Raw genomic sequence first — 25,185 nt, 5'->3', positions numbered from 1 at the left:
CACGCCTTATGACACCCAATCAGGCGTCGACCATGGCCATCGCCTCCTCCACATCAACCGCCACCAGGCGCGAGCAACCGGGCTCGTGCATAGTCACCCCCATCAATTGATCGGCCATTTCCATGGCGATCTTGTTGTGGGTGATATAGATGAATTGCACGGTCTGGCTCATTTCTTTTACCAGCCGGGCATAACGCCCCACGTTGGCATCGTCCAGTGGTGCATCGACTTCGTCGAGCATACAGAACGGTGCCGGGTTCAACTTGAAGATCGCGAACACCAACGCCAGGGCAGTCAACGCCTTCTCCCCACCGGACAACAGGTGGATGGTGCTGTTTTTCTTCCCGGGCGGGCGCGCCATGATCGTCACCCCTGTATCGAGTAAATCTTCGCCCGTCAGTTCCAGGTAAGCGCTGCCGCCACCGAAAACTTTTGGGAAAAGTGCCTGTAAACCGGCATTTATCTGATCAAAGGTATCCTTGAAGCGATTACGGGTTTCCTTGTCGATCTTGCGAATGACGTTTTCCAGCGTCTCCAGCGCCTCGACCAGGTCGTCGTTCTGTGCGTCCAGGTAGCGCTTGCGCTCGGACTGCTGCTGGTACTCATCGATGGCCGCCAGGTTGATGGCGCCCAGGCGCTGGATACGCCCGTCGATACGTTCCAGCTCAAGCGCCGCTTCCTGCTCGCTGGCCTGCTCGGTCAGGGTTTCGAGCACGCCGTGCAGGTCATAGCCATCGGTGTGCAGTTGCTCCTGCAGGGCCTTGCGCTGAACGCTCAGCCCTTGCCATTCCATACGGTGCTGCTCAAGCTGGCCGCGCAGCAGCTGGGACTGCTGCTCCGCCTGGCTGCGACGTTTCTCGGCCTCGCGCAACTCGCGGTCGGCTTCGTCCATGTGCAGGCGCGCCTGACGCATTTCGTCATCGACGCTCATGCGTTTTTCCAGCAGCTCTTCGAGCTTGAGCCGCAGCTCTTCCAGCGGCGCCTCGCCCTCTTCCAGGTTCAGCGTCAACTGCTCACGCTTTTCCGTCAGCCGCTCGGACTGCAACTCAAGGCGCTCCAGCGCCTGACGCGTGGAGTCGTGCTGGGCACGCAGCGAGCCCAAACGCACCGCCAACTGGTGTGCGTGGTCCTTGTGCTGCCGTGCTTCCTGGCGCACCCGGTCAAGCCGCTCGCGCAGGTTGTCGCGCTGGGCCAGCAACAGCTCACGCTGCTCGGTGTCCTGGGCCATCAGGTCAAGCGCTTCCTGCAACTGCAAGCGAGATTCACCGAGGCTTTCGTGCTCGATGGCACGCTGCTCAAGCAGCTCGCTCAATTCCTCGTCAAGACGGCGACGGCGCAGCGCCAGCTGCTCGGCACGCGCCTTGCCCGCCGACAACTGTGCCTTGAGCTCGCCCTGCTGGCGCGCTTCGTCCTGTGCTCGACGACGGATCTGCTCGCGGCCGTCCTCCAGGCTGCGCTGTTGCTCGCGCAGCGTGAGCAGTTGCTCGTCCAGCCGCTCCAGTTCGGCCTGCAAGGCTTCGTGCTCAAGGCGCAGTTGCTCAAGCTCCTGCCCTCGGGCGAGCACCCCGCCTTCGGCATCACTGGCACGCGACACCCGCAAGAAGTGCCGCCCGACCCAATAACCGTCACGGCTGACCAGGCTCTGCCCTTCGGCCAGTTGGCCACGCAGCGCCAGCGCCGCATCGAGATCTTCCACCGGGCGTACCTGCCCCAGCCACGGGGCCAGGTCGACACGGCCTTGAACCTTGTCGAGCAAACTGCCCGGCAGGCTCGCCGCAGTGCCGCGTACATCGAGCAGGCGCAATGCGCCTTGATCGAAGCTGGCCAGGTCCAGGCCGGTGAACGCATCGACCAGCACGGCCTGCAGGTCAGCGCCCAACACGGTCTCGACCGCCAGTTCCCAGCCCGGCTCGACGCGCAAGCCCTCGGCCAGTCGCGGACGCTGCGCCAGGCCCTGCGCCTGCAACCAGCGAGCGGTGCCGCTGCCTGGGTCCAGTGCGGCCTGCTGCAAGGCTTCCAGCGAGGCCAGACGACCACCCAGGCGCTGCAACTCGCCCTGGGCTTGCTGCTGAGCGCTGCCAACCTGCTGCAACTGCTCGCGCAGCGCCTCAAGCCGCTCGACAGCCTGCTGCTCTTCCAGTTGCAAGTCTTCAAGGAGCAGTTCACTGCCGGCCAATTGCTCGCCCAGCTCCAGTATCGCTGCGTCTTCAGGGTCGGCACTGAGCTGGTCACGCTCCTCGCCCAGTTTGCGCTGACGCTCGGCCAGACGCTCCAGGCTGTGTTCCAACTGTTGAATGCGCGACTGCTGCACCTCGGCCTGACGGCGCGGCTCGGCCGAACGGGTATTGAAGCTGTCCCATTGCTCCTGCCAGCCATGCATGGTGCCTTCGGCTTCTTCCAGCGTCGCGGCAGACTCTTCGGCAGCGGCCAGGGTCATTTCCTGCTCGGGCTCGAGCATCTCCAGCTCCTCAGCCAGGGTTGCCAGCAACGTGCGGTCATGCCCCAGGTGCGACTCGGTTTCCTGACGCGAACGCTCGGCCTCCTTGAGGTCGTCCTGCAATTGGCGCAAGCGCTGCTGGCCATGCTGGATGCTCTGCTCGACCCGGGCGATATCACCGCCCACCGAATAGAAGCGCCCCTGAACCAGGTTGAACCGTTCAGACAGCTCATGGTGACCGTCACGCAGGCGCTCGATGCTGGCATCGGCATTGCGCTGTTCCGCGACCAATGCCTCGAAGGCCACTTCCTGATCGCCGATGATCGCTTCACGCTGGCCCACCTGATCGTTCAGTGCGCGCCAGCGCAGTGCCGCCAGTTGCGCCTTGAGCTGCCGCTCCTCGGCCTTGTATTCCTTGTACTTCTCGGCAGCCTGGGCCTGGCGGTGCAAGCGCTCAAGCTGGCGCTCAAGCTCTTCGCGCAGGTCGGTCAGGCGCTCGAGGTTTTCATGGGTGCGGCGAATGCGGTTCTCGGTTTCGCGGCGGCGCTCCTTGTACTTGGAGATACCGGCGGCTTCTTCGATGAAGTTGCGCAGCTCTTCGGGCTTGGCTTCGATCAGCTTGGAGATCATGCCCTGTTCGATGATCGAGTAGCTGCGTGGCCCCAGGCCAGTGCCGAGAAAGATATCGGTAATGTCACGGCGCCGGCATTTGGTGCCATTGAGGAAATAGGTGTTCTGGGCGTCTCGGGTGACCTTGCGGCGAATGGAGATCTCCGCATAGGCGGCGTACTCGCCGACCAAGGTGTTGTCGCTGTTGTCGAAGACCAGCTCGATACTCGCCTGGCTGACCGGCTTGCGGCTGGTCGAACCATTGAAGATGACATCGGTCATCGACTCGCCGCGCAGGTTCTTGGCCGAGCTTTCGCCCATCACCCAACGCACCGCGTCGATGATGTTGGACTTGCCACAGCCATTGGGCCCGACAACGGCCGCCATGTTACTGGGGAAGTTGACGGTGGTCGGGTCGACGAAGGACTTGAACCCGGCCAGGCGAATGCACTTGAGGCGCATGCTCAGGCAGGTACCAGCGCCGTCAGCACAAGGTCGCAACTGCGCTGACAATACTCGACCAGCACACTGCGGATGCGCGGCAGGTCACGTGCAACCACGGCCTCGAGCAATTGCGCGAACAGCACCAGGAAGTCATCCATTTCGGCCTTGCGCTGATCCAGCGCCAGGTAATACGTGCGACTCATGGCCGGCTGCAGGTTTTCGACGGTTTCCTGCAGGTAAGGATTGTTGGCAAACGGATAGGCCGCGCGCATCACCGCGAAGCTGTCTTCAACGAATGCCTTGATGTCCTTGCGCTCGCAGGCAGCGCGCAAACGCTGCTGAATGACCAGAAACGGAGCAAGCTCGCTGTCGCTGCGCAGGTGCGTGGCAACGGCATTGCCCAACAGGATGTACAGCTCGCTCATCAGCGTGCAGAGGCTGCGTACATTGTGCTCGTTTAGCTCGGTAACGTGCGCGCCGCGACGCGGCAGGATCGTGACCAGATGCCGGCGTTCGAGAATCAGCAGCGCCTCACGCACGGAGCCGCGGCTGACATTCAGCGCCTGGGTGACCTTCAGCTCCTGGATACGCTCGGCGGGTTTGAGCTCGCCGCGAATGATCCGCTCGGCCAGGTAATGGGCAATTTGCTCGGAGAGGCTGTCCGGCGCCTTGAACGTCATGGTTTTCCTTCAAACTCTTTGAACGGTGCACAAGGGCGGGATTGTAGCGCACTTGCCCCCCACTCGCGCAGGGCCTCTCGGCCCGTTCTATGCTTAAAAAGTCAGGTGTAGAGCGTACCAGGCGCCATTTCGATCATTTTCCTGACCCACAAGTCAGAAAGATGTTGACCGAAAAGTCAGGCCTGCTTAGAGTCAGCACAACCCCGCTCAACAACAATAATTCGCTTGTGAGGCCTTCCGTGATCCAGTTTCTCTTTAATCAGGAGCTGCGCAGTGAGCACGCCCTGGACCCCAATCTGACAGTGCTTGAATACCTGCGCGAACACCTGGGCAAACCCGGCACCAAGGAAGGCTGCGCCAGCGGCGACTGCGGCGCTTGCACTGTCGTGGTCGCTGAGCGCCATACGGATCAGGACGGCCTCGAACGCCTGCGCTATCGCAGCCTGAATGCGTGCCTGACCTTTGTGTCGGCGCTGCATGGCAAACAACTGATCAGCGTTGAAGGGCTCAAACACCAAGGGCAGTTGCACAGCGTTCAACAGGCAATGGTCGACTGCCACGGTTCACAATGCGGCTTCTGCACGCCCGGCGTGGTGATGTCGCTGTTCGCCCTGCAGAAGAACAGCGACGCCCCGGACCTGCACAAGGCCCAGGAGGCGCTGGCCGGCAACCTCTGCCGCTGCACCGGTTACCGGCCGATTCTGGCAGCCGCAGAACAGGCCTGCTGCCAGCCGCCAGCCGACCCGTTCGATGCCGCCGAGGCGCAAACCATCGCCCGGCTCAAGGCGATTGCGCCCAAAGAAACCGGCGAGCTCAACAGCGGCGATAAACGCTGCCTGGTTCCACTGACCGTGGCCGACCTGGCCGAGCTCTATGGCTCGCACCCGGAAGCGCGCCTTCTGGCCGGTGGTACCGACCTGGCACTTGAGGTAACCCAGTTCCACAAGACCCTGCCGGTGATGATCTACGTCGGTAACGTCGCCGAGATGAAGCGCATCGAGCACGTCGACGAGCGCATCGAGATTGGTGCCGCCACGCCATTGACCGACTGCTATGACGCGCTGAGCGCCGAGTACCCCGACTTTGGCGAGCTGCTGCACCGCTTCGCCTCGCTGCAAATCCGCAACCAGGGCACCTTGGGCGGCAACATTGGCAACGCATCACCGATTGGCGACGCCCCGCCCCTGCTGATCGCCCTGGGCGCCCAGATCGTCCTGCGCAAAGGCGACAGCCAGCGCACCCTGGCCCTGGAAGACTACTTCATCGATTACCGCATCACCGCCCGCCAGGAGAGCGAGTTCATCGAGAAGATCATCGTGCCGAAGGCTTCGCCCGGTTGGGCGTTCCGCGCCTACAAGCTGTCCAAGCGCCTGGACGACGATATCTCGGCGGTCTGCGCGGCAATCAACCTGCGCATCGAAGGCGGCGTCATCCACGAGGCACGCATCGCCTTCGGCGGCATGGCGGCCATCCCGAAACGCGCCCAGGCCTGTGAAACGCTGCTGACAGGCAAGCACTGGAGCCAGGCACTGATTGAACAGGCCTGCCAAGCCTTGAGCGAAGACTTCACACCGCTGTCGGATTTTCGCGCGAGCAAGGAGTACCGCTTGCTCAGTGCGCAGAACCTGCTGCGCAAATACTTCATCGAACTGCAAACACCGCACATCGAGACTCGGGTGACCGCTTATGTCTAACCATCCTCACGTCGCCAAGAGCCAGGCAGAGCTGGCCGACCTGTTCAGCCAGGACATGACCAGCGGTGTAGGCCGCAGCGTCAAGCATGACAGCGCCGATAAGCATGTGTCCGGCGAAGCGGTGTATATCGATGACCGCCTGGAGTTCCCGAACCAGTTGCATGTGTATGCCCGGTTGTCCGACCGCGCCCATGCACGCATTGTCAGTATCGACACCGCGCCCTGCTACGCCTTCGAGGGCGTGCGCATTGCCATTACCCACGAAGACATACCGGGCTTGAAAGACATCGGCCCGCTGCTGCCGGGTGACCCCTTGCTGGCCATCGACACCGTGCAGTTCGTCGGCCAGCCGGTGGTGGCTGTGGCCGCACGCGACCTCGACACCGCGCGCCGCGCCGCGCTGGCAGCGATCATCACCTACGAAGACCTGGAGCCGGTGCTCGATGTGGTCGAAGCGCTGCGCAAAAAGCACTTTGTCCTCGACAGCCACACCCACCGACGCGGGGACTCGGCCAGCGCATTGCGCGATGCGCCCCATCGCTTGCAGGGCACCCTGCACATCGGCGGCCAGGAGCACTTCTACCTGGAAACCCAGATCTCTTCGGTGATGCCCACCGAAGACGGCGGCATGATCGTCTACTGCTCGACCCAGAACCCCACCGAAGTGCAGAAGCTGGTCGCCGAAGTGCTCGATGTGCCGATGAACAAGGTGGTGGTCGACATGCGCCGGATGGGCGGTGGCTTTGGCGGCAAGGAAACCCAGGCGGCGAGCCCGGCCTGCCTGTGCGCGGTGATCGCGCACCTGACCGGCCAGCCGACCAAGATGCGCCTGCCTCGCATGGAAGACATGGTCATGACCGGCAAGCGTCACCCCTTCTACGTCGAATACGATGTCGGTTTCGATGACCGCGGACGCCTGCAGGGCATCAATTTCGAACTGGCCGGTAACTGCGGCTGCTCGCCCGACCTGTCGGCGTCCATCGTCGACCGCGCCATGTTCCACGCCGACAACGCCTATTACCTGGGCGACGCCACGGTCAACGGCCACCGCTGCAAGACCAACACCGCCTCAAACACCGCCTACCGGGGCTTCGGCGGCCCACAGGGGATGGTCGCCATCGAGGAAGTGATGGACCGTATCGCCCGCCATCTGGTGCTCGACCCGCTGGCGGTGCGCAAGGCCAACTATTACGGCAAGACCGAACGCAACGTCACCCACTACCACCAGACCGTCGAGCACAACATGCTCGAAGAGATTACCGCAGAACTGGAAGCCAGCAGCGACTACGCCGAGCGCCGCGAGTCGATTCGTCGCTACAACGCCAACAGCCCGATATTGAAGAAAGGCCTGGCCCTGACACCGGTGAAATTCGGTATTTCCTTTACCGCCAGCTTCCTTAACCAGGCCGGTGCGCTGATACACCTCTATACCGACGGCAGCATCCACCTGAACCACGGCGGCACGGAGATGGGCCAAGGCCTCAACACCAAGGTTGCCCAGGTGGTGGCCGAAGTATTCCAGGTCGATATCTCGCGTATCCAGATCACCGCGACCAACACCGACAAGGTGCCCAACACTTCGCCGACTGCGGCGTCCAGCGGCGCAGACCTGAACGGCAAGGCCGCGCAGAACGCGGCTGAAATCCTGAAGCAACGCCTGATCGAATTTGCCGCGCGGCAGTACAAGGTCAGCGCGGAGGACGTCGTGTTTCACAATGGCCATGTGCGTGTGCGCGATGAGATCCTGACCTTTGACGCCTTGGTGCAGCAGGCCTACTTCGCTCAGGTTTCACTGTCGAGCACCGGCTTCTACAAGACCCCGAAAATCTACTACGACCGCAGCCAGGCCCGTGGCCGCCCCTTTTACTACTACGCCTTTGGCGCGGCCTGCGCCGAGGTGATCGTCGACACCCTGACCGGCGAGTACAAGGTACTGCGCACCGACATCCTGCATGACGTCGGCGCGTCACTGAACCCGGCCATCGACATCGGGCAGGTGGAAGGCGGCTTCGTTCAGGGCATGGGCTGGCTGACCACCGAAGAGCTGGTGTGGAACGCCAAGGGCAAACTGATGACCAGCGGCCCGGCCAGCTACAAGATTCCGGCCGTGGCCGACATGCCGATCGACCTGCGGGTGCGCCTGGTCGAGAACCGCAAGAACCCGGAAGACACGGTGTTCCACTCCAAGGCCGTAGGCGAGCCGCCGTTCATGCTCGGTATCGCCGTCTGGTGTGCCATCAAGGATGCCGTGGCCAGCCTGGCCGATTACCGTGAGCAACCGCTGATCGACGCCCCGGCCACACCGGAGCGCGTGCTCTGGGGCTGCGAGCAAATGCGCAAGGCGATGGCGGCGCACCCGCGCACCGAAGCCGAGACAGCAGCACCATGAACGCCCTATCGCCCGCACAGCCTTACGGTCACCCAGGAGGTCACTGAGCATGCACACCTGGATCAACGCCCTCGCCGACCTGCAGGCACGCGGTGAACCCTGCATACTGGTCACCATCATCGAGGAGCGCGGCTCGACACCGCGCAACGCCGGTTCCAAAATGGTGGTCAGTGCCGAGCAATTGTTCGACACCATCGGTGGCGGCCACCTGGAATACAAAGCCCTGCACATCGCCCGGCAGATGCTCGCCGAGGGGCGCCAGGCGCCCCATCTGGAGCGTTTCAGCCTCGGCGCCAGCCTCGGCCAATGCTGTGGCGGCGCCACGGTGTTGCTGTTCGAACCGATGGGCCGGGTTCAGGCGCAGATCGCGGTATTTGGTGCAGGCCACGTCGGTCGGGCGCTGGTACCCTTGCTGGCCGCCTTGCCGTGCCGGGTTCGCTGGATCGACTCACGCGAGCAGGAGTTCCCCGAGGCGATCCCTGCGGGGGTCAGCAAAATCGTCAGTGAAGACCCGGTCGATGAAGTCGACGAGCTGCCGGTCGGCAGTTACTGCATCGTCATGACCCACAATCATCAACTGGACCTGGAGCTGACGGCGGCCATCCTTAAACGCAATGACTTCACCTGGTTCGGGCTGATTGGCTCGAAAACCAAACGGGCCAAGTTCGAGCACCGCCTGCATGAACGTGGTTTCACCCCGGAGCGGCTGCAGCGGATGCGCTGCCCGATGGGGATTGCCGAGGTGAAGGGCAAGCTGCCGATCGAGATCGCCGTGTCCATCGCCGCCGAAATCATTGCCACCTACAACGCCAGCTTTGGCCAGCACGACGCTGCCGCCAATGCTGGCCCCATTGCCCAACTGCTGCCGCCCTCGCGGCGCAGCCAAGCCCATTGACGAGAGCCTCATGAGCGCAAAACCCAACGCCTACCGTGCCGCCATCCTGCACAGCCTCGACGACCCCGCCGAAGTCGGTGTGGACGCGTCCTACCAGTACTTTGAAGACGGCCTGCTGGTGGTCGAAGATGGCAAGATCAGCGCCATTGGCCACGCCAGTGAATTGCTGCCTACACTGCCGGCCGACCTGAACGTGGTGCACTACGAGAATGCCCTGATCACCCCGGGCTTTATCGACACCCATATCCATTTCCCGCAGACCGGCATGATCGGCTCCTACGGCGAGCAGCTACTGGACTGGCTCAATACCTACACCTTCCCCTGCGAACGGCAGTTCGCCGACAAGGCCCATGCCGAGCAGGTCGCGAAGCGTTTCATCAAGGAACTGCTGCGTAACGGCACCACCACGGCGCTGGTGTTCGGCAGTGTCCACCCCGAATCGGTGGACGCCTTCTTTGAAGAGGCGCAGCGCCTGGACCTGCGGATGATCGCCGGCAAGGTGATGATGGACCGCAATGCACCGGATTACCTGACCGACACCGCCGAGTCCAGCTACCTGGACAGCAAGGCCCTGATCGAGCGCTGGCACGGCAAGGGTCGCCTGCACTATGCGGTTACCCCGCGTTTCGCCCCGACCAGCACGCCAGAGCAACTGGCCTTGGCCGGGCAACTGCTGGGCGAGTATCCCGACCTGTACCTGCACACCCACCTGAGCGAAAACCTCAAGGAAATCGAGTGGGTCAAGGCACTATTCCCGGAGCGCAAGGGCTACCTGGATGTCTATGATCACTTCCAGTTGCTGGGCGAGCGCTCCGTCTTTGCCCATGGCGTGCACCTGTGCGACGACGAGTGCAAGCGCCTGGCGGAAACCGGCTCTGCCGTGGCCTTCTGCCCGACCTCCAACCTGTTTCTCGGCAGTGGCTTGTTCAACTTGCCGCAAGCCGAACAGCACAAGGTGAAGGTCGGCCTGGGCACTGACGTGGGCGCCGGCACCAGTTTCTCGCTGCTCAACACCCTCAACGAAGCCTACAAGGTCATGCAGCTTCAGGGCGCACGGCTCAACCCGTTCAAATCGTTGTACCTGGCCACCCTGGGCGGCGCCAGGGCCCTGTGCCTGGAGGAGCGCATCGGCAACCTCACGCCGGGCCGTGATGCCGACTTCGTGGTGCTCGACTACAACGCGACACCGCTGCTGTCCTACCGCCTGCAGCAGTCGAACAGCATCGAGGAGACACTGTTCGTGCTGATGACCCTGGGCGACGATCGCACCGTCCGCGAAACCTTTGCGGCCGGTCGCAGCGTGCATCAACGCTGAGCCGCTAAGGCTCGCGCGCCAGGCCGCGATACAGCGCGCCGCCGATCACTGCACCGATCAGCGGCGCCACCCAGAACAGCCAGAGCTGCTGGAGTGCCCAACCGCCGACGAACAACGCCGGCCCGGTACTGCGTGCCGGGTTGACCGAGGTGTTGGTGATGGGAATCGAGATCAGGTGAATCAGCGTCAATGCCAGGCCAATGGCAATGGGCGCAAAACCCGCCGGTGCCCGTGAGTCGGTCGCGCCCATGATGATCAGGATGAACATCGCGGTCATCACCACTTCACTGGCAAAACCGGAAGCCAGCGAGTAGCCGGCAGGCGAATGTTCGCCATAGCCGTTCGAAGCCAGGCCCGATGCCACATCAAACCCGGCCTTTCCACTGGCAATGTAGTAGATCAGCGCGGCCGCGATGACGGCACCAATCAGTTGGGCAATGATGTAGGGCAGCAGTTCCTTGGCCGGAAATCGCCCGCCCACCACCAGCCCGACCGACACGGCGGGGTTCAAGTGACAGCCAGAAATGTGACCGATAGCGAAGGCCATGGTCAGCACGGTGAGCCCGAAGGCCATGGAGACACCGACCAGACCGATACCGCTGGGAAGAGACGCAGCAAGCACAGCACTGCCACACCCACCCAAAACCAGCCAGAACGTCCCAACCAGTTCAGCACCCATGCGTTTGCTCAGGGGCATCGACATAGATCAATCCTCAAGTAGTTGCACGCGTAAAGCGCAAGCCCAACTGCTTGATGAAGGTTTGCGGTGAAGTTCAGTTGAGAATCTAGCAGAGGATGGCGTGAGCGCCAGTGATCACAGGCGTGCTGAAATCACTGGCGCCCACCCTGGCAGGCGCATCAGCCTTTGGTCGAGGCCGCGCTGCCACGTTTCTTGGTCTGCAACAGGTGCGAGAACACCGCATGCAGGTCATCGGACGCGCTGTCCTCATCGAGGTTGAGCTTGCTGTCGATATGGTCCATGTGGTGCATCATCAGGTTGACCGCAAGCGTCGCATCGCGGGCTTCGATGGCATCGATCAACTGCATGTGCTCGTCATAGGAGCAGTGCGAGCGGTTGCCGCTTTCATACTGGGCAATGATCAGCGAGGTCTGCGACACCAGGCTGCGCTGGAAGCTGATCAGCGGGGCATTGCCAGCAGCCTCGGCCAGCTTGAGGTGAAACTCGCCAGACAGACGAATACCGGCGCCGCGGTCGCCCCGGGAAAAGCTGTCGCGCTCATCGCGCACCATTTGCCGCAGTTCGTTCAACTGCTCGGCGGTAGCGTGTTCGACGGCAAGCTCGGTGATCGCCCGCTCGACCAGACGCCGGGAAAAGAACACCTGGCGGGCTTCTTCTACCGTGGGGCTGGCAACCACGGCACCCCGGTTGGGCCGCAGCAGCACCACGCTTTCATGGGCCAGGCGCGACAGGGCGCGGCGAATGATGGTGCGGCTGACACCGAAAATCTCGCCCAGGGCTTCCTCGCTCAACTTGGTACCCGGCGCCAGACGCTGCTCGAGGATAGCCTCGAAAATATGTGCGTAAACGATGTCGTCCTGGGTGCCGCTGCGGCCGGCCTTGCCAACACGCGCGGGTTTCTTGAGGGGTTGCAGCTGTTCGTTCATGGATTCTCGGGCAGATAACCGGCAATTGGATCCGAACTGTAATACCGCACAGTAGGTCGTTGGCAAGCCGTGAATAGAAAATTTAAGGGAATCGGTACTGCCACATTGTACACAGCCAGCAGCAATTCTGCAGGTAGCGATAGCCTTTATAGCTGTATTGCCAAATAATATGCACACACCATATAAAACATTATTTGATTTATTTGTATACAAAAGCATAATCGCAGCGTGCAACTTCCTGACTTCAAGGTCAATAAAGCAGTCCGGTCGCCTGCCACCCTACCCTCTCACAGAGCCCCCCAGTGCGTGCGCAGGCCCTGGCTCTGCAAAACAAGAAAAGACTTGAGGAGTACATGCTGTGGAAAGCCGCAAATCCGAAGCCCCTACGCTGGATCTTGCCCCACCGCTCGAAACGAGCTGGCTGGAGCGGATTTTCAAACTCAAGCTGCATGGCACCACCGTCAAGACCGAGCTGATTGCCGGCATGACTACCTTCATCACCATGGCGTACATCATTTTCGTCAACCCGAACATCATGGCCGATGCCGGGATCAACCATGGTGCGGCGTTCGTTGCTACCTGCATCGCCGCCGCCCTGGGCTGCCTGTTGATGGGCCTGTACGCCAACTGGCCGGTCGGCCTGGCACCGGGCATGGGCCTCAATGCATTCTTTACCTACACGGTCGTCGGCACCATGGGCTACACCTGGGAAGCGGCCTTGGGGGCGGTGTTCGTTTCCGGCGTGCTGTTCATGCTGCTGACCTTGTCACGCGTGCGCGAGTGGCTGCTCAACAGTATCCCGGTCAGCCTGCGCCACGCCATGGGTGCCGGGGTCGGGCTGTTTCTCGGGTTGATCGGCCTGAAAACCGCCGGCATTGTCGTCGACAGCCCTGCCACCCTGATCAAGCTCGGCTCGCTGCACGAACCCGCCCCCCTGCTGGCCGCAGTGTGCTTCCTGATGATCGCGATACTCAGCTATCGGCGGGTGTTCGGCGCCATCCTGATCAGCATCATCACTGTCACGCTGGCCGGCTGGGGCCTGGGGCTGGTCGAATACGGCGGCGTCTTCTCGTTGCCTCCCAGCCTCGCCCCCACCTGGATGGCCATGGACGTGGCCGGGGTGTTCAACGTCAGCATGATCAGCGTGGTCCTGGCGTTTCTGTTCGTGCACATGTTCGACACCGCCGGCACCCTGATGGGCGTCGCGCAGCGCGCCAACCTGGTGAACGCCGAGGGCCGCATCGAAAACCTTTCCCGCGCACTGAAAGCCGACAGCGCCTCCAGCGTCTTCGGCGCGGTGGTGGGTGTGCCACCGGTGACCAGCTACGTGGAGAGCGCGGCCGGGGTGGCCGCAGGCGGGCGCACCGGCCTGACGGCCGTGGTCGTTGGCCTGCTGTTCATCACGGCCATGTTCTTCGCCCCCCTGGCGGGCATGATCCCGGCCTATGCCACCGCTGGTGCCCTGATCTACGTGGCCATGCTGATGATGGGCAGCATGGCCCACATCAACTGGGATGAAGCCACCGACAGCATCCCGGCGATCGTCACCGCAATCATGATGCCCCTGACCTTTTCGGTTGCCGACGGCATTGCCTTGGGCTTCATCACCTATGTCGCCCTCAAGGCCGGCACAGGGCGATACAGGGAAATCTCGGCGAGCCTGTGGGTGCTGTGCGCCATTTTCATCGCCAAGTTCATGTTTTTGTAACGGTTGTACCGCAGTAAAAACGGCCTCGCCTTCGGGTGAGGCCTTCGCACATAAGGAGAAAATAAATGAGTGTGGAAACCTGGCTGTTGTTCTGTGGCGCGGCACTGATCGTCATTGCGATCCCCGGCCCGTTGTCCTTGCTGATGATCAGCAACAGCCTGAACTATGGCCTGCGTCGCTCCTACCCTGCGTTTCTCGGCGGTGTCATTGCCTCGATCTGCCTGCTCAGCGCCTCGGCACTGGGGCTGGGGGCGCTGTTGATGGCTTCGGAGCAGCTGTTCAGCGTCTTGAAGATTGTCGGTGGCCTTTACCTGTTTTACCTCGCCTGGCAAAGCTGGCAGCAATCGCGCCAACCCTCGCAGGGCGCCAATGTGCCTGAGGCCATGCCGAAGCCAGGCTTTCGTGGCCTGTTCCTGCGCGCCTTTGCACTGGGCGCGAGCAACCCGAAAGACATCCTGTTCTTCGCCGCCTTCCTGCCGCAGTTTCTCAGTGCAGAGCAGCCATTGCTCAGTCAATTGCTGGTCTTGATCGCCACCTGGACGGTGCTCGACCTGGGGTGCAAGCTGGCCTACGGCCTGGGTGCGCAAGGTGCGGCCCGCTACCTGCGCTCCGGCAAGGGGCAGAGTGGATTCAACCGGATCAGCGCCGGGCTGTTCGGCGGCGCGGGCGTCGCCGCACTGCTGAGCCGCTAAACCACTGCCTGCCCCGCTGCCGCCTGGCGGCAACGGGGCAGAACCTCAGGCGAACTGCGGCCTGATAAAGACCAGCCCTTCATCCCTGCCAGAAGCACTGACGCGCTTGCCCGCCATCAGCACGACCAGCTCTTTCGCCGCCCGGGCCTGACGCAACGCCTGGCGCGTCTCGGCATCCATCGACGTCATCAGTCGTTTCAGCGTGCTGGACGAGAGCGGGTACACATGCGACGCGTGCGTTGGCCTGACGATCACCAGGTAGAGCCGGTCTGAGCCGTTGCAACGCACCAGCAGTTGCCCCGGCCCGAAGGCCTGGTCACTGAAGACCTGACCCACAGTGTAATAGTTTGCCGTCAGCACATCCCGGACAACCGCATGCAGCGGGGCCCGTGCAAACTGTTCCTCTGAAACCACAAACTCCACCGCGGTAAACCGGGCCGTTTCACTGTGCAAACTGAACCCTGCCCCTGCTGCCACCTCCGGACGACCGCGCAGCCACCCGAACGGGTCGACGACGGACGCGCCATTTTTAGTCAGCGGGTTATCCAGCACACCCAACAACAGGTCCAGCTTGAGGACGCCGGCAGCGGTCAGCTTGCCGTTTATGCTGGCCGACTCCATCAGGCGCCGAGAGAACTGCTTGGTGCTCTGATCGGTCAATTGCGGGAAACGGCGCTTGATGGTGTACATCATGTGATCAACGCGAAGCCCTGAACCGAGCGACCAGACGCCATTGACGCGCTGCATCCGATGATAACGCGGCAGAACGCCGTCCAGGCTCGGAGGCGGCTTGAGTACCGCACAGTCGGCCACGAGCTCAACCCCGTCGTCGAGCACCTCGTAGTACGCATTATCCACCTGGATCACACGCCGCGCTGTGTTTTGAGCGCTCACGAAAATGCCCGAGTTGCTGGCAGTTTCAATCAGCGGGCCATCAACCGGGGTGCTCCAACTGCGCCAGTCGAACATCTGTTGAACCCTGGAAACCCCGTGAAGGGGTGCAATGACGGGTACTGTCGCGCCTGTCGCTGGCGGCAGATGCTCGATGCTCCAGAATGGCAAGTAGCCTCGGCTTTCGAAGTGCAGCGCAAGCGCCCACTCCTTTGCGGCTCGCTCGCCCTCGGTGAAATTGAAACGACGCAGGAACGCCTCGGCTGCTGCCTGCGATTGCCCGGGCTCCGCGCGCTGAATCATCTTCCAGGCCGGGTCCGGTGTGCGACCTGGCAGGAACTGCAAGGCCCACTCAGGAAAGCGTTTGTGCTGAACAAACTGATCGGCCAGCAAACGTGCCAGGTCGGGATCATCGGCCGGCAGGCTGAAACGCCGCAAGACCTGCGCGGCCTCATCAAGGGTAAAGCGACGGAAAACCTCCAGGATCGCCTCCAGCGTCCATTGCGATGGCAGCCCGAGCTGGTTTGCAAGCACTTGCACGTCTTCGCGCGTCACCGTCTGCAAACCTTGCTGGATAACTTCAGCCGGAGTTTGCGGTGCACCGCCGCGCAACCCCACGTCAAACGACACTTCCCAGTGTCCCAAGATATTGCGCCGCACCGCAGGACCGTAGCCACGGCGTCGCGTTTCGACGATGCGCCAGGGTTCAAGGGCCACGCCACCCTTGTACTGGACCTGATAGTAGCGGCCCCGCGTATCGGTAATGTAGTAGTGCGGGAAGCCGTCCGCGCCAACCTCTCCCTCATACACGCCGTTAAAATCGCCATCGGTGCGCAAGGTCAGGTCTTTAGGCCGCTGCTTGAGCGCAAACGCGCGATCAATGACCCTGTTCGACAACGGCGGCGCAACACCGTGCAGCGCATCGTTACCCGCCAAGGCGATCCGCGTGGTGCTGACGTCAGAGGCATGAGGCAGCATTTTCCAGAGCTTGCCCAGCCCCTTGAACCCGTGCTTCATGTCGCCCAAGGCCCCCAAGGTATTGAAGGCCGACGACAGTGCGTGCTGCACGGCCTTGGCGCGATCACCATCGGCCAGTGCCTTGATCGCCGAGGCCGACTCCTTGAGGGCAAAAAACGCACCCACCGCAAAGCTGGCCGGTGGAAATGGCAGTGTGACTGCCGTGGCAACCAACTCGACCCCAGTCCAGGTAATACGGCTGATCATGTCGGCCCGACCGAGCTCCAGGTCCGCCACATCGGTCATCTTGCGTTCGATTCGCTGGTCATGGAAGGCCTTCTGCAGGCTCATGATCGGCGCACTCGACAGCACCGGCCCCGCAGCAGCGCCACGCCTGACGGCGTGCAGCCTGTAGGACATCCAGCGACCCAGCTTGTGGCGCATGCGGTCCTTGTAATAATCCCCCATGCCGGCATGGGCCAGGGACGCCTCGAATGACTGGAACTCACGGAATGCCAGGCCATCCGGCGCATCGGGGGTGTACAACAAGGCGGGCTGACCGGTGTTCTCCGGCGCCAGCATGACGTAGTTGCCTTCGACGGTTTCCACCGTCCCCAAGTGCTCGTTCATCCACGACAGATGGCCCAGGTACGCCAGCCAGGGGTACTCAGCGGTATTGAATACCGCCTCAAGATTGAAGTTCAGCAGATGCACCGGATGCGCCAGGCGTGTCGGCGCATCCTCGCGTTGAAAAGAACTCAACGTTTGACTCAACCAGGCGTACTGCTCGCCAGTGATCTGCCCCATCAGCTTGCTGCGCAGGGCTGCAACCGACATCTGCAACTGTGTCAGCGTGACACTGGCCTGTCGGCGGGTGGCATAGCCCTCGTGCTCAGGGTTTAGCAGCGTATCGCGCAGCACTTGAATGTAGCGGTCCGCCACCCATTGGCCGCGAATAGCGCCCGAGACGTTCTCCGGCCGCAGGGGCGAGAGGTCAACACCTTCCGGGCCTTCAAACGTCGCAGAAGTGTCCAGCGTGGCTTGCGTCAGGCTGATCGAGTCGTCATAGCCATTGCGCAACAAGTGGGTGAACGTAGCCCGCTCCCGGGGCGAGGTGATAATGATCGTGTCCGGGTCGACCGTGCCCGCGGGTGTACCCAGCAGCTGATTGATTTTTTCCGTGGCCTGGGCTTTGACGAAGCTTTCAAAATCCGGAACCTGCAGCAAGGACTGCTCGGTAAACCGTTGCGAGGCAGCGGCGACCTGAGTCTCCAGTGCATGCAACTGCTGCCGCTCAGCCAGCGGCGCATCGCGGTACCAGGCCGGCGTGTGAGCGTCAAAGCGCGCCTGGGTGAGCTCGACATCTAGCGCGACCAGGCGTTGCAAGGCAGTCGGATAGTCGACCTGAGGCGAGAGCGTAAGAAAATCGGCCTCGGCAGCCGGCTTCTGCGCCAGGGCACTCAACACGTTGCCCAAGGCGTTACGCGCGGCTTGCGGAACGCGTGCCAACAGGTAGTCGCGCAGTGCCGGCACAGCGGTCCAACCGACAATCTCGTGCAACAAGCGGCGCTCATCCAGCACCTTCAGCCACGGCTCGCGGCCAGGCACATCTGGGGCATAAAGCAACAGGCCGGCAGCTTCGCCATCGGCCTGGGTCAAGCAAAAGACCATGACATCCGCCAACTCGGCGCCGTTGATCTTTAACAGGTAAGCCGTCGCACGAAGCGCCGTCTGCTCGACAAACGGTGTGTGCAACACCCCGACTGCCTGAACCTGATCCTCGGCCAGGATGCCTTGAAAACCCGCAGCGCAGAGCGAGGCCTGTAGCCGTAGCGACATCACGACCTGCATGCGCTGGAGAACACCTGGCGTGATCGCTTCACGCCACTGTTGAGAAAATGTGCTCCTCAGTTGCAGCGGGGCAAGCACTGGGGCAAGCGTTGCAGGGGTCAACCCTTCGAACACCTGCTCAACCGGCAGGCCTTGATACTGCAAGGTGCTGCCCGTGATGAAATCAGAAGCCTGGGCTTCATCCCCAGGGTGCAGCCCGTACAGGGCCAGGCTGCTCAACGATGCCTGCTCGGTATAGACCTCACGGGTTACCGGCAAACGACGCTCGGTGGTGACCCACAGTTGATCGGGGTCCAGGTCAACACCCAGCGCTTCGCGCAGACGCAACGCCACCGTGACACGGGCAAATTGCTCTGGCGACTCGGCCTTGCCCAGCGCCTGACACAGATCCTCCTGAGCGTATTGATAGGCCTGCAATTTGTCGACGTAGCGCTGCCGCTCTTCGGTACTGCACAGTTTCATCCAATACGGTAACTGCCGGTACGCCTCATAGGCCGCGTGCTCTGCGTGCCACACCACGGCCATGCCGGGTGGGCCGTTAACGATGATCCGCTGGGTAGCCGCTGCCAGCCCTTCGAACAGCACCTGATACGACGCGAAGGTCGTGCGACGGGTTTGCAGAATGTCGATGATATCTGTCTGCTGACACTTCAGTTGGGCCTGTACAACGTCAGTCAGCAGGTGGCCGACGATCTCCCGGCACTGCCATTCGATACGACGCTGGCCGTCCAGTGCGCGTTGATGGCTCAAGCTCAGCAAGCCCGACCATTGTTCACGGCGCGGCAAGAGTGCATCGAACAGTTCGCCCAATGAGCCATGGCTGGAAACCCCTTCACCCGGCAGGTACAGCAGCGTCGGAACAGCGTCCGCCTGCGATGCATCGGCCACCGGTTGCCTGCGAAGAATGAATGCACCGGCCAGGTGCGCGGCCTCTGCGCCCTCGAACAACAGGCTAAGGCTGTAGGCAAAAAAAGCCCTGCGGCTGTCCGCCGGGGTCGACAGCGCGCTGCTCAACAACGCCTGCTCGTCTTTACTCAAGCGCCGTGCCGCGTCGAGGTGCAACGCCTGCGACAGGGCATCAGCCAGTTGCTGGTCGCGTGAGGTGTGCTCCGCTGTCGCGGCGTTCCAGTAGGCAGTAACTGCATCCCGATACAGATAACCCAGCTTGAGCGTCAACGTGTCGATGGCCCCCTCCAGCCCGCGCGTGCCGGCCATGCGCGTTCCGGGTTGATCATCCTCGCGACCATCGGCGTAAATCCCTGACAAGCCCTCGTCATACACCGTTGCGGCACCCACCAGACGCTCGCGCATTACCTGCTCGAGGGTCTTGTTCGTCTGCAAGGTGCAGTGCTCCGGGTTATCCGTGAGCGAAAAGGTTTTTACCCAGGTGTTTCGCGCATCCAGTTCAAGCTGCGGGTATTGACGCTTGAGCTCATCATCAAAGGCCGTTGCGAGCAGCGGCACGATGTCCGGCAGCGCGCTGCCCTGTTGTGTCCAGAGCGCCGCAGCCTTTTCCAACGCTGCCAACGCCTCAGTGTTGCTGAGCAAGTGAGGAGGAATTGCTACATCCATGGTCTGTGTCCCTGCTATCGAATGGCGCCTGCACACCCTGCGCAAGCGACCCAGCCGACATTTCAAAACAGCCGCTCAAACCATGTGAGATAAATAATGCTTTTCCTTCAGGCAAAAAAAAGCCCGCAGTGTGAGCGGGCAAGGACCTACGAAGATTCTGTCGGGTGACCTGCTAGCTTCCGCGGTAGGTCGAGTAGCTGTAAGGCGAAATCAGCAATGGAACGTGGTAATGATCCTGCTCGGCACTGATGCCAAAACGCAGAACGACCACATCGAGGAACGCAGGCTCTGGCAACTTCACGCCACGTGCACGGTAGTAGTCACCGGCACTGAACTGCAGCTGGTAGACACCGCTGCGGTAATCGTCACCCTGCAGCAACGGTGCGTCGCAACGACCATCGCTGTTGGTCAGGGCAGTGGTCACCAGCTCTAGCTGCTGGCCTTCGACGCGGTAGAGCTCGACCTTGATCGAGCTGCCAGGGCAGCCATGCGCGGCGTCCAGTACATGCGTGGTCAAACGTCCCATAAGGTTGCTCGCCTCTTCTTGATCTGTGGGCAAAAAATACCCGTATCGCACCGCATGCAAGCACGGCAGCGTACGGCTGTTGGATTATTAAGACATTTTTATTGAAAATTGTACACAATAATTCCGGCTTCTTTGTTAGCTTAGCCGCCTCGCCCAGCAAACAGGCCATCAGTCGCAAACCCAAGCAGAACAATGACGAGCACGTCATTATCTGACCATTCAGGCAGATTTATTGCAGGGGCATGGGGTGGCTGGCCAGGAAAGAAATGCGAAAAAACAGGCTTACAAACTGACAATAAAGTTGTATACAATCACCCCATCAGCGTGGTCGATACACCACACAGGCCACTCTACCCCCGTTTTCACGTACAAGAAGGAAGACTGCAGTGAGCGCTGATTATCCTCGCGACCTGATCGGTTACGGCAATACTCCACCCCATCCGCGCTGGCCGGGGAACGCCCGCATCGCTTTGTCTTTCGTGCTCAATTACGAAGAAGGTGGCGAACGCAACATCCTCCACGGCGATAAAGAGTCGGAAGCATTTCTGTCTGAAATGGTTGCTGCCCAGCCGCTGCAGGGCGCACGCAACATGAGCATGGAATCGCTCTACGAGTACGGCAGCCGCGCAGGCGTCTGGCGCCTGCTCAAACTGTTCAAGGACACCGGCATTCCGCTGACCGTGTTTGCCGTGGCCATGGCCGCCCAGCGCCACCCGGACGTGATCCGTGCCATGGTTGAAGCCGGCCATGAGATCTGCAGTCACGGCTACCGCTGGATCGACTACCAGTACATGGACGAGGCCCAGGAGCGCGAGCACATGCTCGAAGCGATCCGCATCCTCACCGAACTGACCGGCGAGCGCCCATTGGGCTGGTACACCGGCCGCACCGGGCCAAACACCCGCCGCCTGGTGATGGAGGAAGGTGGCTTCCTCTATGACAGCGACACCTATGACGACGACCTGCCCTATTGGGAACCCAACAACCCGACCGGCAAGCCACACCTGGTGATCCCCTACACCCTGGACACCAATGACATGCGCTTCACCCAGGTTCAGGGTTTCAACTGTGGCGAGCAGTTCTTCCAGTACCTCAAGGACGCGTTCGACGTGCTGTATGCCGAAGGTGCCGAGGCGCCGAAGATGCTCTCCATCGGCCTGCACTGCCGCCTGGTCGGCCGCCCTGCCCGGTTGGCAGCCCTCAAGCGCTTTGTCGAATACGCACAAAGCCATGAGCAGGTCTGGTTTGCCCGGCGCGTGGACATCGCCCGCCACTGGCATGCCACCCACCCTTTCAACGCCGAGAACGCATAATGACCGACTTCAAGACGCTGAAGCCTTCGACCCTCGACCGCACCGCGTTCGTCGAAGCTTTCGCCGATATCTACGAACATTCGCCATGGGTTGCCGAGAAGGCATTCGACCTGGGCCAGCGCCAGGAGCTGGACCAGATCGAAAATCTGCACCAACGCATGAGCGATATCCTGTTGAGCGCCGACCCTGCCAGCCAGCTGGCACTGGTCAACGCTCACCCGGACCTGGCCGGCAAAGCAGCCGTCCAGGGCCAACTGACCGAAGCCAGTACTCACGAACAGGCTGGCGCCGGTATTCACCAATGCACGGCCGAAGAGTTCCAACGCTTCACCGAGCTGAACGACGCCTACAAAGCCAAGTTCAAGTTTCCCTTCATCATGGCGGTAAAAGGCAGCAACCGGCATCAGATCCTCGCCGCGTTCGAAACGCGCATCCATAACTCGGTCGAGGCCGAGTTCAAGGAAGCGCTGGCGCAGATCAACCTGATCGCCCTGTTCCGATTACTGCAGCTTTAGTGAGCGTGGCCCGAGTGCGCTCATGAACGCAGCGCGTACCCAGGGCCTTGCAAGCATCCCCAGCCACCCATTCAAGGCAGACAAGAAAAAATGAAAGCATACGCCGTACCCTTCGAGAAATTCGTCAACCTGGCCGACGCGCGCCTGGGCACCAAGATCGTTTCGGTCACCGATGAGTGGTTCGCCGCTGCCGAGCGCCTGTTCCAGCCGACTCCGGCCGTGTGGAAGGAGGGTGTGTTCGACGACAACGGCAAGTGGATGGACGGCTGGGAAACGCGCCGCAAGCGTTTCGAAGGCTTCGACAGCGCGGTGATCCGCCTGGGCGTTCCCGGCACCATCAAGGGCGTCGACATCGACACCTCGTTCTTCACCGGCAACTTCCCACCTTCGGCGTCCCTGGAAGGCTGCTTCGTCGCTGAAGGCGACCCGACCGAACAAACCCAGTGGGTTGAAGTGCTGTCGGCCGTCGAGCTGCAAGGCAACAGCCACCACTACCACGAAATCAACAACGACCAGGCCTTCAGCCACCTGCGCTTCAACATCTACCCGGACGGCGGTGTTGCCCGTCTGCGTGTCTACGGCGTGCCATTCCGTGACTGGTCGGCAGTAGGCGACAACGAGCAAGTCGACCTGGCAGCAGCGTTGAACGGTGGCCGTGCCCTGGCCTGCTCCGACGAACACTTCGGCCGCATGAGCAACATCCTCAACCCGGGCCGTGGCATCAACATGGGCGACGGCTGGGAAACCGCGCGCCGCCGCACCCCAGGCAATGACTGGGTCATCGTTGCCCTCGGCCATGCCGGCGTGGTCGAGCAGGTTGTCGTCGACACCCTGCACTTCAAAGGCAACTACCCCGACAGCTGCTCGATCCAGGGCGCATTCGTCAAGGGCGGTACCGACAGCCAGATCGAAACCCAGAGCCTGTTCTGGCGCGAACTGCTGCCAAGCCAGAAGCTGCAGATGCACGCCGAGCACAGCTTCCAGGAGCAGATCAATGACCTGGGGCCGATCACCCACATCCGGATCAACGTGTTCCCGGATGGCGGTATCAGCCGTCTGCGCGTACTGGGCAAAGTCGCGAAGTAAGCGCTGGCCCTGATCACCCACAACGCCGGCTCCCGAGAGCCGGCGTTGTGGGCAAGAGCGACAGCCCCAACAACATAGAATTAGAGACAGATCCGCATGCGCACTTTAGTGATTGAGCCCTTGACCAAAGAAGCCTTCGCCCCCTTCGGTGACGTGATCGAAACCGACGGCAGCGACCACTTCATGATCAACAACGGCTCGACCATGCGCTTCCATCGTCTGGCCACGGTAGAAACCGCGCAGCCCGACGACAAGGCGATCATCAGCATCTTCCGCGCCGACGCGCTGGAAATGCCCCTGACCGTCCGCATGCTGGAGCGCCATCCGCTGGGCAGCCAAGCGTTCATTCCGCTGCTCGGCAATCCCTTTCTGATCGTGGTCGCGCCACTTGGCGATGCACCTGTATCGGGCTTGGTCCGTGCCTTTGCCAGTAATGGCAGGCAGGGCATTAATTACCATCGCGGCGTCTGGCACCACCCGGTGCTGACGATCGAAAAGCGGGATGACTTCCTGGTGGTTGATCGCAGTGGTTCCGGCAACAACTGCGACGAACATTTCTTCAATGAGGATGAGCTGCTGATCCTCAACCCCCACCAATAAGAGAAGACTGATCATCGGAAATCGGTGATCGGAAAGAGGTACATACTGTGGAAGCACATCTGTTCGAGTGGCTAAACCTGAGCGTGCGCTGGGTTCACATGATCACCGGTATCGCCTGGATCGGTGCATCGTTCTACTTCGTCTGGCTGGAAAACAACCTTAACCGCGCCAACCCGCGCGAGGGCCTGTCGGGTGACCTTTGGGCCATCCACGGCGGTGGTATCTACCACCTGGAGAAATACAAGCTGGCTCCACCGAAAATGCCGGAGAACCTGCACTGGTTCAAATGGGAAGCGTATTTCACCTGGCTGTCGGGCGTGGCCCTGCTGTGCGTGGTGTTCTACTCCAACCCAACCCTGTACCTGCTGGCACCGGGCAGCGGCCTGAGTGGCGCAGAAGGCGTGGCCATTGGTGTCGGCTCGTTGATCGCCAGCTGGTTCATCTACGACTTCCTCTGCGACTCGCCACTGGGCAAACGCCCTGCCCTGCTGGGCCTGGTACTGTTCGTGCTGGTTATCGCGGCCTGCTTCGGCTTCAGCCAGGTGTTCAGCGGCCGTGGTGCGTACCTGCACACCGGTGCGATCATCGGCACCATCATGGTCGGTAACGTGTTCCGCATCATCATGCCGGCCCAGCGTGCGCTGGTCGCGGCCATCGAGCAGAACCGCACCCCCGATCCAGTGCTGCCGGCCAAGGGTCTGTTGCGCTCGCGTCACAACAACTACTTCACCCTGCCGGTGCTGTTCATCATGATCAGCAACCACTTCCCGAGCACCTACGGCAGCCAGTACAACTGGTTGATCCTGGCGGGTATCGCGGTGGCTGCGGTGTTGGTACGTCACTACTTCAACACCCGTCACGACAGCAACAAGTTCGCCTGGACCCTGCCTGTCGGCGCCCTGGCAATGATCTGCCTGGCCTATGTCACCGGCCCTTCGCCGATGCCGAAAGCGCCTGAGCAGGCGGCAGCGAAAATCGAGTACCAACCGCTGCCGGAAACCGCACTGGGCGGCAAGACTGCTGCAGAGAAAGCCGCAGAGCCGGCTCCGGCCAAAGCCGAGGAAGCGGCCAAGCCTGCCACTGCGTCGATCGACAGCGTGAACTTCGACAAGATCCACAATGTCATCCAGGAACGCTGCACCGTGTGCCACTCGGCCAAGCCGACCAGCCCACTGTTCAGCACTGCGCCTGCGGGCGTGATGCTCGATACCCCGCAACAAATCCAGCAACTGGCACCGCGCATCCAGGCCCAGGCCGTCGCCAGCCAGATCATGCCGTTGGGCAACATCACTCAGATGACCCAGCAAGAACGTGAACTGGTCGGCGCCTGGATCGCCAAGGGCGCTCCAACCAACTGATGCACCGGGCGGCTCGCAAGAGCCGCC

General features: G+C 61.7%; 17 protein-coding genes. 11 read left to right on the top strand and 6 right to left on the bottom strand.

Going from position 1 to position 25,185, the window contains the following annotated elements; all coding sequences use genetic code 11:
• Positions 1-19 precede the first annotated feature (19 nt).
• Positions 20-3,508, bottom strand: coding sequence for a chromosome segregation protein SMC (smc, locus tag AB7M23_RS13860; protein ID WP_454241079.1), 3,489 nt, complete (start codon positions 3,506-3,508; stop codon positions 20-22).
• A 2-nt stretch (positions 3,509-3,510) separates the two neighbouring features.
• Positions 3,511-4,170 (bottom strand): GntR family transcriptional regulator, encoded by a 660-nt coding sequence (locus AB7M23_RS13855; protein ID WP_102052444.1) that lies wholly within the window; start codon positions 4,168-4,170, stop codon positions 3,511-3,513.
• 239 nt (positions 4,171-4,409) lie between these two features.
• On the opposite strand from AB7M23_RS13855, the gene xdhA reads away from it, so the two are divergent.
• The 4 genes from xdhA to guaD are packed head-to-tail and all read left to right on the top strand — an operon-like array spanning position 4,410 to position 10,463.
• Positions 4,410-5,864, top strand: a complete 1,455-nt coding sequence (xdhA, locus tag AB7M23_RS13850) for a xanthine dehydrogenase small subunit (protein ID WP_454241078.1) — start codon at positions 4,410-4,412, stop codon at positions 5,862-5,864.
• The gene (gene xdhB / locus AB7M23_RS13845; RefSeq protein WP_454241077.1) at positions 5,857-8,253 is read left to right on the top strand and encodes a xanthine dehydrogenase molybdopterin binding subunit; all 2,397 of its coding nucleotides are present in this window, start codon (positions 5,857-5,859) and stop codon (positions 8,251-8,253) included. The genes xdhA and xdhB overlap by 8 nt, the downstream gene beginning before the upstream one ends.
• A gap of 49 nt (positions 8,254-8,302) precedes the next feature.
• The gene (gene xdhC / locus AB7M23_RS13840) at positions 8,303-9,148 is read left to right on the top strand and encodes a xanthine dehydrogenase accessory protein XdhC (protein ID WP_454241076.1); all 846 of its coding nucleotides are present in this window, start codon (positions 8,303-8,305) and stop codon (positions 9,146-9,148) included.
• A 10-nt stretch (positions 9,149-9,158) separates the two neighbouring features.
• Positions 9,159-10,463, top strand: a complete 1,305-nt coding sequence (gene guaD, locus AB7M23_RS13835) for a guanine deaminase (protein WP_102052440.1) — start codon at positions 9,159-9,161, stop codon at positions 10,461-10,463.
• A gap of 4 nt (positions 10,464-10,467) precedes the next feature.
• Here guaD and aqpZ read toward each other — a convergent pair whose 3' ends face one another.
• Positions 10,468-11,166 carry an aquaporin Z gene (gene aqpZ, locus AB7M23_RS13830; RefSeq protein ID WP_454241075.1) on the bottom strand — a complete coding sequence of 233 codons (699 nt, stop codon included), beginning with the start codon at positions 11,164-11,166 and terminating at the stop codon, positions 10,468-10,470.
• Positions 11,167-11,321: 155 nt separating this feature from the next.
• Positions 11,322-12,089, bottom strand: a complete 768-nt coding sequence (locus tag AB7M23_RS13825) for a GntR family transcriptional regulator (protein ID WP_454241074.1) — start codon at positions 12,087-12,089, stop codon at positions 11,322-11,324.
• Between the two features lie 358 nt (positions 12,090-12,447).
• Between AB7M23_RS13825 and AB7M23_RS13820 the strand changes: the two genes are divergently transcribed.
• Positions 12,448-13,797 (top strand): NCS2 family permease, encoded by a 1,350-nt coding sequence (locus AB7M23_RS13820; protein WP_065760388.1) that lies wholly within the window; start codon positions 12,448-12,450, stop codon positions 13,795-13,797.
• A gap of 65 nt (positions 13,798-13,862) precedes the next feature.
• Positions 13,863-14,489 (top strand): LysE family translocator, encoded by a 627-nt coding sequence (locus tag AB7M23_RS13815; protein ID WP_454241073.1) that lies wholly within the window; start codon positions 13,863-13,865, stop codon positions 14,487-14,489.
• Between the two features lie 45 nt (positions 14,490-14,534).
• Here the strand turns inward: AB7M23_RS13815 and AB7M23_RS13810 are convergent, their stop codons facing one another.
• The gene (locus AB7M23_RS13810; RefSeq protein ID WP_454241072.1) at positions 14,535-19,760 is read right to left on the bottom strand and encodes a hypothetical protein; all 5,226 of its coding nucleotides are present in this window, start codon (positions 19,758-19,760) and stop codon (positions 14,535-14,537) included.
• A 172-nt stretch (positions 19,761-19,932) separates the two neighbouring features.
• Positions 19,933-20,286, bottom strand: a complete 354-nt coding sequence (gene uraH / locus AB7M23_RS13805; protein WP_065760391.1) for a hydroxyisourate hydrolase — start codon at positions 20,284-20,286, stop codon at positions 19,933-19,935.
• Positions 20,287-20,672: 386 nt separating this feature from the next.
• Here uraH and puuE point away from each other — a divergent pair, with 386 nt between their 5' ends.
• The 5 genes from puuE (at position 20,673) to AB7M23_RS13780 (ending at position 25,158) form a co-directional block, all read left to right on the top strand.
• Positions 20,673-21,599 carry an allantoinase PuuE gene (gene puuE, locus AB7M23_RS13800; RefSeq protein WP_099773962.1) on the top strand — a complete coding sequence of 309 codons (927 nt, stop codon included), beginning with the start codon at positions 20,673-20,675 and terminating at the stop codon, positions 21,597-21,599.
• Positions 21,599-22,114 (top strand): 2-oxo-4-hydroxy-4-carboxy-5-ureidoimidazoline decarboxylase, encoded by a 516-nt coding sequence (uraD, locus tag AB7M23_RS13795; RefSeq protein WP_065760393.1) that lies wholly within the window; start codon positions 21,599-21,601, stop codon positions 22,112-22,114. The genes puuE and uraD overlap by 1 nt, the downstream gene beginning before the upstream one ends.
• A gap of 90 nt (positions 22,115-22,204) precedes the next feature.
• A complete protein-coding gene (gene alc / locus AB7M23_RS13790; RefSeq protein WP_065760394.1) occupies positions 22,205-23,200 on the top strand; it encodes an allantoicase in 996 nt (331 codons plus the stop codon).
• 96 nt (positions 23,201-23,296) lie between these two features.
• Positions 23,297-23,800, top strand: a complete 504-nt coding sequence (locus tag AB7M23_RS13785) for an ureidoglycolate lyase (protein WP_102052438.1) — start codon at positions 23,297-23,299, stop codon at positions 23,798-23,800.
• A gap of 47 nt (positions 23,801-23,847) precedes the next feature.
• Complete coding sequence (locus tag AB7M23_RS13780) at positions 23,848-25,158, top strand: urate hydroxylase PuuD (protein ID WP_454241071.1); 1,311 nt, start codon at positions 23,848-23,850, stop codon at positions 25,156-25,158.
• Positions 25,159-25,185 lie beyond the last annotated feature (27 nt).

The organism is Pseudomonas sp. HLS-6 TE3448, assembly GCF_053629555.1.
This window is presented reverse-complemented; position numbering and strand designations above follow the sequence as displayed.

Excerpts from the sequence above, each read along its gene's own strand:
- AB7M23_RS13785 (WP_102052438.1), top strand. The coding sequence starts at position 23,297 with ATGCGCACTTTAGTGATTGAGCCCTTGACCAAAGAAGCCTTCGCCCCC.
- AB7M23_RS13825 (WP_454241074.1), bottom strand. The coding sequence starts at position 12,089 with ATGAACGAACAGCTGCAACCCCTCAAGAAACCCGCGCGTGTTGGCAAG.
- xdhC (WP_454241076.1), top strand. The coding sequence starts at position 8,303 with ATGCACACCTGGATCAACGCCCTCGCCGACCTGCAGGCACGCGGTGAA.
- AB7M23_RS13815 (WP_454241073.1), top strand. The coding sequence starts at position 13,863 with ATGAGTGTGGAAACCTGGCTGTTGTTCTGTGGCGCGGCACTGATCGTC.
- uraH (WP_065760391.1), bottom strand. The coding sequence starts at position 20,286 with ATGGGACGTTTGACCACGCATGTACTGGACGCCGCGCATGGCTGCCCT.
- aqpZ (WP_454241075.1), bottom strand. The coding sequence starts at position 11,166 with ATGTCGATGCCCCTGAGCAAACGCATGGGTGCTGAACTGGTTGGGACG.
- AB7M23_RS13810 (WP_454241072.1), bottom strand. The coding sequence starts at position 19,760 with ATGGATGTAGCAATTCCTCCTCACTTGCTCAGCAACACTGAGGCGTTG.
- guaD (WP_102052440.1), top strand. The coding sequence starts at position 9,159 with ATGAGCGCAAAACCCAACGCCTACCGTGCCGCCATCCTGCACAGCCTC.
- AB7M23_RS13855 (WP_102052444.1), bottom strand. The coding sequence starts at position 4,170 with ATGACGTTCAAGGCGCCGGACAGCCTCTCCGAGCAAATTGCCCATTAC.
- smc (WP_454241079.1), bottom strand. The coding sequence starts at position 3,508 with ATGCGCCTCAAGTGCATTCGCCTGGCCGGGTTCAAGTCCTTCGTCGAC.
- alc (WP_065760394.1), top strand. The coding sequence starts at position 22,205 with ATGAAAGCATACGCCGTACCCTTCGAGAAATTCGTCAACCTGGCCGAC.
- xdhB (WP_454241077.1), top strand. The coding sequence starts at position 5,857 with ATGTCTAACCATCCTCACGTCGCCAAGAGCCAGGCAGAGCTGGCCGAC.
- uraD (WP_065760393.1), top strand. The coding sequence starts at position 21,599 with ATGACCGACTTCAAGACGCTGAAGCCTTCGACCCTCGACCGCACCGCG.